The sequence below is a fragment of the Salinicola sp. CR57 genome (assembly GCF_003206585.1).
In the GTDB taxonomy this organism is placed as follows: Bacteria; Pseudomonadota; Gammaproteobacteria; order Pseudomonadales; family Halomonadaceae; genus Salinicola; species Salinicola lusitanus.
On sequence record NZ_PZJL01000001.1, the window covers coordinates 249,285 to 261,005 of the forward strand.

Sequence of the window (11,721 nt, forward strand, 5' to 3'; positions counted from 1 at the left end):
CAGGAGAACCACCGCATGTCACGCGCCCAGGTCCCCGAGCCTCGCCAGACACTGGATCCCGATCGGGTTGCCGAATGGCTGGCGCAACATACCGATTTTTTCGTCGGCCGAGAGGGACTGCTACAGCAACTCAAGGTGCCGCACCCCCATATTCCAGGCGCCGTATCACTACTGGAGCGGCTGGTGCACGATTTGCGCCACCGAGCCGAGGACGCGGAGTGGCGGCTCGAGAACCTGCTCGAGTCGGCGCGCTACAACGAGGCGCAGTATCGCCGGACCCGCGAGCTGGTGCTGGGCCTGATCGAGGCCGAGAGCGCCGACGCCCTGGCCGAGGCGCTGTCGACGCAACTGGCCGAGCGCTTCCGTACCCAGGGCATCGGGCTGTGGCTGGAGGCGCCGCCAGCCTGCCACGCCACGCCCCGGGATACCAACGCCTGGCAGCCGCCCCGATTCGCCTTGACCGACGCCGCGCGTCAGCGCCTGGAACTGCTGCTCAATGAACAGACCAGCCGCTGCACCACGCTCGATCGGGAGGACTGGGGGGCCCTGCTGCCGCACTGCACCGCCCCGCCGGAATCCGGCTCCTGCGCCATCACCCGGCTGACCCAGGGGGAGTCGCTGGGCTTCCTGCTGCTGGCCAGCCACGATGGCGAGCACTTCCGGGCCACCCTGGACACGCTGTTCACGGAGTATCTGGGAGAAGTGGTCAGCCGACTGCTGCGGCGTGCCGAGGTCCCCCGTGCAGGCCGCACTTGATGCCTTCCTGAAGCGGCTGGCGCAGCGCGCCAGTCCGGCGACGGTGGATGCCTATCGCCGCGATATCGGCGGCCTGATCGGTTATCTCGAAACCCAGGACGTCCACGCCTGGCACGAGCTCGACGTGACGTTGCTGCGCCGCTACCTGGCCCACGAACGCACCCGAGGCATGGCGCCGAGAACCCTGGCGAGGCGGCGCGCCGCGCTGTCCCGCTTCGCCGATGAGCTGGTCAGGCGAGGCGAGCTGGATCACAACCCGGTACAGTTGACCCAGGCGCCCCGGCAGCCGCGCCACCTGCCGAGCCCGGTGGACATCGACCTGCTCGGCCGGTTTCTGGATACGCCTCACGGCGGCGATCCGCTCGAGGTACGCGACCAGGCCATGCTGGAGCTGTTCTACTCCTGCGGGCTGCGCCTGGCCGAGCTGGCGGCGCTAGATCTCTCCAGTCTCGACGAGCGTCACGTGCGGGTCGTCGGCAAGGGCGGCAAACCGCGCCAGGTCCCGCTGGGCAGGCGCGCGAGCGACGCCATCCGGGCGTGGCTCGGGTTTCGCAGCGCACTGGCGGGAGAAGGCGAGACCGCGCTGTTCGTCGCCCAGCATGGGGGGCGCCTGGGTCATCGTTCGATCCAGGCCCGCCTGGCCGACACCGCCCGCAAGCGTGGTCTGCCGGAACACCTCCATCCGCACCGGCTGCGCCACTCCTTCGCCAGCCATCTGCTGGAGTCGAGTCAGGATCTGCGCGCGGTACAGGAGCTTCTCGGCCACGCCAATCTCTCCACCACGCAGATCTACACCAGGCTGGACTGGCAGCAGCTCGCCGAGGTCTACGACAAGGCCCATCCCCGCGCCCGGCGCAGGCCGGCTGCTTCCTCGGACGAGAGTTCAGACAACCGCTAGGGACCACTCGCATGCCGCTGGACGCCATCACCTTCGACCTCGACGACACGCTGTGGCACAACGGACCGGTCATGGCCCATGCCGAGCCGACTCATTATCGATGGTTCACCGAACAGATCGACGCCCATCGTGGCCCCACCGCAACACCGCTGGCCGAAGCCTTCCCCCTTGAAGCCTACCAGTCCCTGCGCGCGTCGCTCATGCAGCGCTATCCCATGAGCCGTGGCGACCATAGCTGGATTCGCGAACGCGCCATGTACGAGCTGCTGCTCGAACACGGTCTGCCACCCGCGGACGCGCAGCGCTGGGCGAGAGCGGGTTTCGAGCAGTTCATGACGCTGCGTCACGACGTCTCGCTCTACCCGGAGGTCGTACCGATGTTCGACGCCTGGGCGCGTCGCTATCGGCTCGGAATCATTACCAATGGCAATGTCGACGTGCGCCGACTGGCGCTGGATCACCATTTCGACGTGATCATTCTGGCTGGCGAGATGCACGCTCCCAAGCCCGACTCACGCCCCTTCCTGTCCGCCGTGGCCTCCCTCGGCACTCAGCCCTATCGCGCCCTGCATGTGGGCGACAACTGGGAGGAGGACGTACTGGCGGCCCAGCGCCTCGGCATGCATGCGGTCTGGATCGACGCCAAGGACGAGGGCGAGCGCCAACTGCCGCCGAGAGTCTATCGCGTGACGCATGTGCGGGAGTTGCCGGGGATCGTGGCGAAACTGGATCAGGCGTCGTTATAGCGACACGACATGTCACTTGGAGAGAGCGGTGACTGGGAGGGTGATCGCTTGGAGATCGATCCGAGTCCCAGCAGGTCACGACTGAACGAGCATTCCCCTCCGTTCCGCTCGTTATCGTGAGGGGCAAGCCCCTCACACTCCCCTTTTTGACGCCCAGAACGGCGAAATACTGCCTCTGGGCTCGCTGAGCTCGGGTCGGCGCGAAAGGACATCCTGTCCAACGCGCCTTTTGCGACATCCCTGTCGCCAACCCCGGCTCAGCGAGCCCGTCGTCAGCGCCGTCCTGAATAGGTGTCATCGGGGTGGCACATTCAGTGGGAAGTGGATTCAGTAGAGGATGCCAATCAGTGACCGAACCCGATGTCTCTCACTCGGCCGTCATCCACCGATCCATCACACCGTAGGCCTGATCCAGCCCCTGGCGCTTGAGCGCAGAGAACAGCTGCACGCTGACCAGGTCCTCCCACTCGGCCAGGCGCTGCCTGACCTGCTGCAGCGAGGCCTTGGCCGGGCCCTGTTTCAGCTTGTCGGCCTTGGTCAGCAGAATGTGCACCGGCAGCGCGCGGTCGTCCGCCATCTCCAGCAGCTGGATATCGAAATCGCTGAGCGGATGGCGCACGTCCATCAGCAGGATCAGGCCGGCCAGCGAGCGGCGGCGATGCAGATAATCGGCGAGATGGGCCTGCCACTCCTTCTTCATCGCTTCCGGCACCTTGGCGTAACCGTAGCCCGGCAGGTCGACCAGCCTGAGCTGTTCGTCGTTCTGCAGGGTGAAGAAGTTGATCAACTGGGTGCGCCCCGGCGTCTTCGAGGTCCGTGCCAGCGCCCGCTGTTGGGTCAGTGCATTGATCGCACTGGACTTGCCCGCGTTGGAGCGGCCGGCGAAAGCGATCTCGACCCCGTGATCCGACGGGCATTTGGCCAGCGTCGGCGCGCTGATCAGGAAAGTCGCGGTCTGGTAATTGCGGCGCTCGGGCGTGGCGGTCATGGTGGGCTCGATCATCTTGAGGCGTTGGCGCCGCGCAGTGTATCACGCGTACTCGCCATCGACTGAGCGCCAACGTCAGCCCCGGGGCCCGCTGTCGTCATCCCCCGGCGTCGAGCATCGGATGCCCTACGCTTTTCCGGCCATTTCTGTCAGGCTATGGGAAAGTGATCGGTAGCAGGCTAGCTAGGGAACCTCGCAGCCCTCTGAGGCTCCAACAGCCGTGGCGCGTCATCAACCGAGCCGAGGCCCCGTCGCCTGGCAGTGATTTCCTTGAAACCTGTTTCACAACAACTTATCGACCTTCAGGAGCAGTAACGCATGATCAAGTCTTTCGTGGCGCTATTGGCCGGGCTGACGTTCTCGGGCGCGGTGATGGCGGCGGACATCGTCGAGGGGCAGGACTATCAAGTCGTCGACGAACCGATGAAAACCGAGGTGCCGGCGGACCAGATCGAAGTCACCGAAGTGTTCTGGTACGGCTGCCCGCACTGCTACGCGCTGGAGAAGCCGCTCAACGAGTGGGTTGCCCAACTGCCGGACGACGTCACCTTCGATCGCATGGCAGCGCCGCTGGGTCGGGTCTGGGAGCAGCACGCCATCGCGTTCTACGCAGCCCGTCAGCTCGGCATCGAGGACGAGATGCGCCAGGACTTCATGGACGCCATCCACAAGCAGGGCAAGCGGCTGACCGACAAGGACGACATCGCCGAATTCTTCACCCATTATGGCGTCAGCAAGGAGGAAGCCCTCAAGGCGCTCGACTCCTTCGGCGTCAAGAGCGAGATCCAGCAGGCGTCGGCCAAGATGCGTGGCTACCAGTTGATGGGCGTGCCGGACCTGATCGTCGACGGCCGCTATGTGGTCACGCCCGACTCAGCCGGCTCGCTGGAAAACATGCCGAAGATTGCCAGCGCCTTGATCGAGAAAGTCCGCGAGGAACGCACCGAGAGCGAGTGACGCCATGTCTCTAGCCGTCTCGACACCCGCCAGCGAGATCGCGTCGACGTTGAAACTGCTGACCTGCAACCTGCAGGTCGGCATTCACACTTCGGCCTATCATCACTATTTCACGCGGAGCTGGCAGCACCTGCTGCCCCATCCCAAACGCAGCTCGCGACTGGATATCGTCGCCAGTACCCTGTCGGCCTACGATATCGTCGGCCTGCAGGAGGTCGACGGCGGCAGTTTCCGCTCCAGTCACGTCAACCAGGTCGAGTATCTCGCCCATCGCTCGGCGTTCGATTTTCACTTCCAGCAGCTCAACCGCAACCTCGGTCGCGTCGCCCAGCACAGCAACGGGCTGCTCTCGCGCCTGACGCCCAGCCAGGTGGACGAGCACCGCCTGCCCGGCATGCGCGGGCGCGGTGCGATCCACGCCCGCTACGGCGAAGGGCCCGATGCGCTGCACGTCTTCGTCGCTCACCTGGCACTCAGCCAGCGTGGTCGCTTGCGCCAGTTGGACTATCTCGGCGAGATCGTCGAGCCGCTGCAACATGTGGTGGTCATGGGCGATCTCAACTGCACGCCGGAGCAGTTACTGGCACACCCACGGTTCTGCAAGGCCCTGGATCTCAATCCGCTCAAGTCGCAGCTCAGCTATCCTGCCTGGCAACCCCGCCGCGCGCTGGACCACATCCTGCTCTCCGCATCGCTGAAGGCCGAGCAACCGCGCGTGCTGGAAGCGATGTTCTCGGATCATCTCCCCATCGCCGTGGACATCCATCTACCGGCCGGCTGCCGCCGCAGCATCGGCCTCGCCACCGGCGCCTGACACGAAAAAGCGCCCTGTGGCGGGCGCTTTTTCGGGCGTCGATGCGAGGCGCTCGACGGCTGGCGATCGTCACCGTCACCCCGCGACCCAGTTGACCCAATTGATCATCGGTGTCGGGTAGAGCCCCAGCAGGATCACCAGGGTGGCGACGCCCAGCACCACCATCCCGCCGGCGCGCTCGGCCCAGTCGTGGGTCGCATCGCGGCGCTGCATGCCGGGCTCATGCAGGAACAGGGTCACCATCACCCGCAGGTAGTAGTAGAGCCCGATGGCGCTGCCGACCACCACGCTGCCGACCAGCCACCAGCGATGCGCCTCGACCCCGACCGCGATGATGTAGAACTTGCCGATGAAGCCGGCGGTGAACGGAATTCCCGCCAGCGACAGCATCGACACCGTCATCACCGCCGTGAGGTAGGGCCGCCGCCAGAACAGGCCACGGTAGTGGTGCAGCGGGCTGGCATCCGCCGTGCCGCCGGTGGCGATGTAGGGGCTCGACACCAGGGTGACGACGCCGAACGCGCCGAGCGTGGTGAGAACGTAGGTGACCAGGTAGATGCCGACGGTCTCGACCGCCAGGCCCTGGTTGACCACCAGCGCCACCAGCAGATAGCCGAAATGGGCGATCGACGAGTAACCCAGCAGGCGCTTGAGGTCGTTCTGAGTCAGCGCCAGCAGATTGCCCACCAGCATGGTGATCACGGCGATGAAGCCGAGCAGGTCGTGCCACCAGTTCTCGTGGAAGGCCAGCGTCGACTGGAACAGTCGCAGCAGCACCAGGAACACCGCCACCTTGCTGGCGGTCGCGAGAAACGTCGTCGCCGGCCCGGGGCCACCCTGGTAGACATCCGGTGTCCACAGGTGAAAGGGCACGATGGAGAGCTTGAACGCCAGTCCCACCAGTAGCAGGCCGGCACCGGCCAGCAGCCAGGGGTCGCTGCCGCGAGCCGATAGCGCCGCGCCCAATTCGGCGAAGTCCAGCGTGCCCGTCACCGCATAGAGCAGCGCCATGCCGAACAGCAGGAACGCGGTCGCCGCCGCCGACAGCACCATGTACTTGATGCCGCTCTCCAGCGCGCCACGGTCTCGGAAGGTGTAGGCGAGCATCCCGAACAGCGGCATCGACAGCAGCTCGATGCCGAAGAACAGCGTCGTCATGTGACGCGCCGAGACCAGCACCAGGCCGCCGGCGGCGGCGCTCGTCAGCAGCAGATAGAACTCGTCCCGCGGCCCTTCGTAGCCTTCGAGGTAGTGGTGGGCCAGAGTGACGCAGGCCAGCGTCGACATCAGCACCAGCACGCCGCCGAAGCGGGAAAGATCGTCGACCACCAGGACCGAAGTGACGTCGACCGAACCCAGCGTCCAGCCGAACAGCAGCGCCAGCAGTGCCGCATTGAGGCCGACGGCGGTGAGAATCGCGCTCAAGGCGTGATTGCGTTTCCAGGCGATCGAGAGCATCACCACGATCACGGTCAGGCAGACCAGAATCAGCGGGGAAATGGCGAGCAGGGTCGTCAGGACACCATGATTGGCGACATCGCTCATTGGGCACCTCCCGTCATCGCCGCGGCTTGCTGAACGCTCTGCTGTACCACCTGCATGGCCCCGGCCGAGGTATCCAGCAGCGGCTGGGGATAGATACCGAAGAACACCACCAGCGCGACGATGCCGAACAGCAGTATCGTCTCGCGCCGGTCGAGGCCGGCCAGCGGCGTCTCCTCCACCGGCGGCCCGTAGTAGACCCGCTGCATGATGAACAGCGAGTAGACGGCGGCCAGGATCAGGCCGGCGCTGGCGATGACCACCACCCAGGGTGCCACGCCGAAGGCACCGAACATCACCATGAACTCACCGACGAAGTTGGCGGTGCCGGGCAGGCCCAGCGACGCCGCCACGAACACCAGCGCGAACCCCGGCAGGCCGCGGATACGTCCCCACAGCCCCCCCATCTGGCGCATGTCGCGAGTGTGCAGTCGCTCGTAGAGCTGCCCGGAGAGAATGAACAGCCCGGCGGCGGAGAAGGCGTGCGCCACCATCAGCGCCACCACGCCCTGCAGCGCCAGTTCGGTACCGGCATAGATACCGATCAGGACGAAGCCCATGTGGGAGATGCTGGTGTAGGCGATCAGGCGTTTCAGATCCTGCTGGCCGCAGGCCAGGATCGCACCGTAGAAGATACCGATCAGGCCCAGCGTCATCGCCACCGGCGCGAACGCCTGGGAGGCCTCCGGAAACAACGGCAGCGCGAAACGCAGCATCCCGTAGGCCGCCGTCTTGAGCAGAATGCCGGCGAGGTCGACACTACCGGCCGTCGGTGCCTGGGCGTGGGCATCCGGCAGCCAGCCGTGCAGCGGCACCACCGGCAACTTGACCGCGAAGGCGACGAAGAAGCCGAGCATCAGCCACCAGGCCGTGGTCTCCGATAGCGGCGTGTTCAACAGATCCGCATAGGCGAAGGTGTACTCGCCAGTCGCCCCGTGATGCGCGAACACCAGGCCCAGGATGGCGATCAGCATCAGCAGGCCACTGGCCTGGGTGTAGATGAAGAACTTGGTCGCGGCGCCGATGCGCGAACTGCCCTGGGAGCCGCTGTGCCCCCACAGCGCGATCAGGAAGTACATCGGCACCAGCATCATTTCCCAGAACAGGAAGAACAGGAACAGGTCGATGGCGAGAAAGACCCCGACCACCCCGCCCAGGATCCACAGCAGGTTGAGGTGGAAGAACCCGACCCGACGGACGATCTCCTTCCAGGAGCAGACCACCGCCATGGCACCGAGCAGGCCGGTCAACGCGATCATCAGCAGCGACAGGCCGTCGATCGCCAGATGCAATTGAATGCCGAAGCGCGGGATCCAGTCCGCCTGCCACTCCAGCGTCCAGACGCTGGCGGCGCCCTCCGCCGGCAGCTGAAAGTCGCTGCTGACCCAGAGCCCCAGCACCATCACCAATTCCAGCAGCATGGTGCCCAGTGCGATCCAGCGAGGCGCCTGGTCGCCAAAGCGTTCCGCCTGCCAACAGAGCAGGCCGCCAATGAAGGGGATCAGTATCAGCCAGACCAGAGTCATGAATCAGCCATCCGCGATAGAGTGAATTCCGTTGGCGCCCGAGCTGGGGTCATCGGGGCCTCGACGCCGTGTAACCTGTCTGCGCGCATCTCGTCAGCCCACCAGCAGGAAGACGAGCAGCAGCGTCGCTCCCAGCACCATCGATACGGCGTAGTGACGCATCAGGCCCGTCTGCGTCGTGCGCAGCCCCTGATGGGAAGCCCGGGCCAGCCACGGCAGAATGTTGCACAGCGAGTTGATCCAGTCGCCCCGGTTGACCCGGACCACGCCCTGGTAGGGACGCACGAACAGCCAGTCGTAGAGCGCATCGAAGCCCCAGGCGTTGTGCCAGAACGTCCACAGCCGGGCGCCGCGCGGGTCCGCCATGCCACGGCGAATCAGGTCACGCCGGCGCTTGAACAGCCAGCCCGCGAACAGTACGCCGCCGACGGCCACGACCATGGCGGTGAATTCGAGGATATGGACTCCCAGGCCCTCGGCGACCGGGCCGGGCGGCAGCACTTCGTCCAGCGGCGGGGTCAGCTGCGCGCCGATGGCCGTCGACATCACGATCAGCACCACCAGCGGTATGCCATGCACCAGCCCCTTGCCAGCGTGGGCACTGCGGGCGTTGTCGCTCTTGGGCTTGCCGTGGAAGGTGCCGAGGATCAGGCGCACGGTATAGATCGATGTCAGCAGCGCGCCAAGCAGCCCGGCGAGCATCAGCACGCCATGGCCGGAACCGAGTGCCGAGACGAGGATGGCATCCTTGCTGTAGAAGCCCGCCGTCACCAGCGGCAGGGCCGCCAGCGCCGCCCCGCCGACGATGAACCCGGCGTAGGTCAGTGGCAGCTTGCGCCACAGCCCACCGAGACGGCGCATGTCCTGCTCGTGATGGGTGCAGATGATCACCGAGCCGGCGGAGAGGAACAGCAGCGCCTTGAAGAAGGCGTGGATCATCAGATGGAAGATCGCCGCATCGAACGCGCCGACGCCCAGCGCCAGGAACATGTAGCCGATCTGGCTCATGGTCGAGTAGGCGAGCACCCGCTTGATGTCGGTCTGCGCCAGCGCCGCGAAGCCTGCCACCAGCAGGGTCAGCGCGCCGACCACCCCGACCAGCAGCAGTACGTCCGGCGCCATCAGGAAGATGCCGTTCATCCGCGCGATCAGATAGACACCCGCCGTGACCATGGTCGCCGCGTGGATCAATGCCGACACCGGCGTCGGGCCCGCCATGGCGTCCGCCAGCCAGGTGTGCAGCGGCAGCTGTGCCGACTTGCCCACCGCGCCACCGAGCAGCATCAGCGCCGCGAGCTGTGGCATCAGACCGCCCTCGGTCCAGATCTCCGGTGCCCGCGCCAGCAACGTCTGCAGGTTGAGCGAGCCGAGCTCGAGGTAGAGCAGGAACATACCGATGGCGAGGAAGACATCGCCGGTACGGGTGATGACGAAAGCCTTGAACGCCGCCCAGCCGTTGGCCGGCGTGCGGTAGTAGTAGCCGATCAACAGGTAGCTGCAGAGCCCCACCCCTTCCCAGCCGAAGTAGAGCAGCAGCAGGTTGTCTCCCAGCACCAGCAGGATCATGCTGAACACGAACAGGTTCATATGACAGAAGAAGCGGGTCACGCCATCCTCGCCACGCATGTACCAGGCCGCGAACAGGTGGATGAAGAAGCCGACGCCGGTAATCACGCCGAGCAGGGTCAACGACAGGCCATCCAGCATCAACCCCACGGTCGGCTGGAAATCGCCCACGCTGATCCAGTGCCACAGGGTCAACGTCTGCGCCGACTTGCCCTGGTCGTAGAAATCGATACCGACCCACAGCGTGCACAGTGCCGCCAGGCCGATGGAGGCGACGCCGATGGTCGCGCTGGCTCGCTCGGAGAGACGCCCGTACGACAGCGCCAGGATCAGCGATCCCAGTAAAGGAAAGACGAACGTGAGTGTCAGCAAGACATCGTGAAAAGTGGTCATCCGCGCAACCTGCTAGCCGCATCGATATCGAGAGTCTTGAAGCGCCGGTAGAGCTGCATCAGCAGCGCCAGACCCACGCTCGCCTCTGCCGCCGCCAAGGTGATGATCATCAGGAACATGACCTGACCATCGGCCTGCTGCCAGTGGGTCCCACCGACAATGAACGCCAGGCCGGCGGCGTTCATCATGATCTCCAGGCTCATCAGCACGAACAGCATGTTGCGCCGCGTCATCAGTCCTGCCAGCCCCAGCACGAACAGAATCGCCGCCAGCCACAGGCCGTGCTCTACCGGAATGCCCGTCATGCCTTGCCCTCCTGCGCATCGCGACGCGCCTCGCGAGTGGGGTTCGATGTCTCGCTGGTCGACGCCTGGTCGTTCAGCTCACGCTGGCGCTCGCGGGCGAGGTCGGCTTCATCGTGCGCTTCACTGCGCCCCAGGTGAGACGCCGCCACCAGCGCCGCCAGCAACAGCATTGCCGCCAGTTCGACGATCACCAGATAGGGGCCGAACAGCGATATGCCGACCATCTTGGCCGTCAGCGTCTCGCCGCTGATGGTGCCGTCATAGTCGCCGCTGGCCAGCGTCACCACCATCACGACAAGCAGGACCGCCGTCAGGATCGCCGGGCCCATCCACGCTCTGGGCTGGAGCCAGGCCCGCTCCTGTTCCACCGCCGACTCGCCCAAGTTGAGCATCATTACCACGAACACGAACAGCACCATGATCGCGCCGGCATAGACGATGATCTCCAGCGCCCCGGCGAAGGGGGCGCCCAGGGCGAAGAACACCATCGCCACCGCGATCAGCGACACGATCAGATAGAGCAGCGCATGGACCGGATGGGTGCCGGTCACCACGCGGAGGGTGGCGAGAATCGCGACCAGGCCACTCAAGTAAAACGCGATTTGCATGCTTCTCTCTCCCCCATCAAACAGCTCCCGGCCGCTACCATCTCTCGACGATACCGGCTGACGTATACCACTCACGGCATCAGCGACTTGACGTCGATGGGTTCGGCCTCGTTCTGCGCCTCGCCCTTGTCCTTACCGGCGATCGACAGGCCGGCCACGCGATAGAAGTTGGTGTTGTGGTCCTTGCCCGGGCCATCGATCAGCAGGTCCTGCTTCTCGTAGACGAGCTCCTGTCTTCGGAACTCGCTCATCTCGAAGTCCGGCGTCAACTGGATCGCCGAGGTCGGGCACGCCTCCTCGCACATCCCGCAGAAGATGCAGCGCGAGAAGTTGATGCGAAAGAATTCCGGATACCAGCGGCCATCCTCCTTCTCACCCTTCTGCAACGAGATGCACGCCACCGGACAGGCCACCGCACACAGGTTGCAGGCCACGCAGCGCTCCTCGCCGTCCGGGTCCCGGGTGAGCACGATTCGCCCGCGGTAGCGCGGCGGCAGGTAGACCTGCTCCTCCGGATACTGCAGCGTCTCGCGCTTGCGCCAGGCGTGCGAGAACACCATCCACAGCGTGCGCAGTTGCGTACCGGTGCCGGATACGATCTTCCGGATCTGACTCAGCATGG

The 11,721-nt window shown here is 65.4% G+C and carries 12 protein-coding genes; 5 read left to right on the forward strand and 7 right to left on the reverse strand.

The window, feature by feature from the left end; all coding sequences use genetic code 11:
* Positions 1-15 precede the first annotated feature (15 nt).
* The 3 genes from DOM56_RS01135 to DOM56_RS01145 are packed head-to-tail and all read left to right on the forward strand — an operon-like array spanning position 16 to position 2,400.
* A complete protein-coding gene (locus DOM56_RS01135; protein WP_110707124.1) occupies positions 16-756 on the forward strand; it encodes a DUF484 family protein in 741 nt (246 codons plus the stop codon).
* Positions 740-1,654, forward strand: coding sequence for a tyrosine recombinase XerC (locus tag DOM56_RS01140; RefSeq protein WP_232822124.1), 915 nt, complete (start codon positions 740-742; stop codon positions 1,652-1,654). The genes DOM56_RS01135 and DOM56_RS01140 overlap by 17 nt, the downstream gene beginning before the upstream one ends.
* 11 nt (positions 1,655-1,665) lie before the next feature.
* Entirely contained in the window at positions 1,666-2,400 is a 735-nt protein-coding gene (locus DOM56_RS01145; RefSeq protein ID WP_110707126.1) for an HAD family hydrolase, read from the forward strand.
* A gap of 367 nt (positions 2,401-2,767) precedes the next feature.
* On the opposite strand, the gene yihA is transcribed toward DOM56_RS01145, so the two are convergent.
* Positions 2,768-3,388: a ribosome biogenesis GTP-binding protein YihA/YsxC gene (gene yihA / locus DOM56_RS01150; protein WP_232822125.1), complete on the reverse strand. Its 621-nt coding sequence runs from the start codon at positions 3,386-3,388 to the stop codon at positions 2,768-2,770.
* 318 nt (positions 3,389-3,706) lie between these two features.
* On the opposite strand from yihA, the gene DOM56_RS01155 reads away from it, so the two are divergent.
* Positions 3,707-4,345: a thiol:disulfide interchange protein DsbA/DsbL gene (locus tag DOM56_RS01155; protein ID WP_110597765.1), complete on the forward strand. Its 639-nt coding sequence runs from the start codon at positions 3,707-3,709 to the stop codon at positions 4,343-4,345.
* Between the two features lie 4 nt (positions 4,346-4,349).
* On the forward strand, positions 4,350-5,159 hold the full coding sequence (locus DOM56_RS01160) for an endonuclease/exonuclease/phosphatase family protein (protein ID WP_110597766.1): 810 nt from the start codon (positions 4,350-4,352) through the stop codon (positions 5,157-5,159).
* Positions 5,160-5,234: 75 nt separating this feature from the next.
* Here the strand turns inward: DOM56_RS01160 and nuoN are convergent, their stop codons facing one another.
* From nuoN to nuoI, 6 genes are all read right to left on the reverse strand, one after another.
* Positions 5,235-6,704, reverse strand: a complete 1,470-nt coding sequence (gene nuoN, locus DOM56_RS01165; RefSeq protein WP_110597767.1) for an NADH-quinone oxidoreductase subunit NuoN — start codon at positions 6,702-6,704, stop codon at positions 5,235-5,237.
* Positions 6,701-8,227 carry an NADH-quinone oxidoreductase subunit M gene (nuoM, locus tag DOM56_RS01170; protein WP_110707128.1) on the reverse strand — a complete coding sequence of 509 codons (1,527 nt, stop codon included), beginning with the start codon at positions 8,225-8,227 and terminating at the stop codon, positions 6,701-6,703. The genes nuoN and nuoM overlap by 4 nt, the downstream gene beginning before the upstream one ends.
* A gap of 93 nt (positions 8,228-8,320) precedes the next feature.
* Entirely contained in the window at positions 8,321-10,186 is a 1,866-nt protein-coding gene (gene nuoL / locus DOM56_RS01175; RefSeq protein WP_110707129.1) for an NADH-quinone oxidoreductase subunit L, read from the reverse strand.
* On the reverse strand, positions 10,183-10,491 hold the full coding sequence (gene nuoK / locus DOM56_RS01180; RefSeq protein WP_110597770.1) for an NADH-quinone oxidoreductase subunit NuoK: 309 nt from the start codon (positions 10,489-10,491) through the stop codon (positions 10,183-10,185). The genes nuoL and nuoK overlap by 4 nt, the downstream gene beginning before the upstream one ends.
* Positions 10,488-11,099 carry an NADH-quinone oxidoreductase subunit J gene (gene nuoJ, locus DOM56_RS01185; protein WP_110707130.1) on the reverse strand — a complete coding sequence of 204 codons (612 nt, stop codon included), beginning with the start codon at positions 11,097-11,099 and terminating at the stop codon, positions 10,488-10,490. Before nuoJ ends, nuoK begins: the two co-directional genes overlap by 4 nt.
* A gap of 71 nt (positions 11,100-11,170) precedes the next feature.
* Entirely contained in the window at positions 11,171-11,719 is a 549-nt protein-coding gene (gene nuoI / locus DOM56_RS01190) for an NADH-quinone oxidoreductase subunit NuoI (protein WP_110707131.1), read from the reverse strand.
* Positions 11,720-11,721 lie beyond the last annotated feature (2 nt).

Bases quoted from the DNA above. Each gene is read 5' to 3' on its own strand.
- DOM56_RS01135 (WP_110707124.1), top strand. From the start codon at position 16: ATGTCACGCGCCCAGGTCCCCGAGCCTCGCCAGACACTGGATCCCGAT.
- DOM56_RS01145 (WP_110707126.1), top strand. From the start codon at position 1,666: ATGCCGCTGGACGCCATCACCTTCGACCTCGACGACACGCTGTGGCAC.
- yihA (WP_232822125.1), bottom strand. From the start codon at position 3,388: ATGACCGCCACGCCCGAGCGCCGCAATTACCAGACCGCGACTTTCCTG.
- DOM56_RS01155 (WP_110597765.1), top strand. From the start codon at position 3,707: ATGATCAAGTCTTTCGTGGCGCTATTGGCCGGGCTGACGTTCTCGGGC.
- DOM56_RS01160 (WP_110597766.1), top strand. From the start codon at position 4,350: ATGTCTCTAGCCGTCTCGACACCCGCCAGCGAGATCGCGTCGACGTTG.
- nuoN (WP_110597767.1), bottom strand. From the start codon at position 6,704: ATGAGCGATGTCGCCAATCATGGTGTCCTGACGACCCTGCTCGCCATT.
- nuoM (WP_110707128.1), bottom strand. From the start codon at position 8,227: ATGACTCTGGTCTGGCTGATACTGATCCCCTTCATTGGCGGCCTGCTC.
- nuoL (WP_110707129.1), bottom strand. From the start codon at position 10,186: ATGACCACTTTTCACGATGTCTTGCTGACACTCACGTTCGTCTTTCCT.
- nuoK (WP_110597770.1), bottom strand. From the start codon at position 10,491: ATGACGGGCATTCCGGTAGAGCACGGCCTGTGGCTGGCGGCGATTCTG.
- nuoJ (WP_110707130.1), bottom strand. From the start codon at position 11,099: ATGCAAATCGCGTTTTACTTGAGTGGCCTGGTCGCGATTCTCGCCACC.
- nuoI (WP_110707131.1), bottom strand. From the start codon at position 11,719: ATGCTGAGTCAGATCCGGAAGATCGTATCCGGCACCGGTACGCAACTG.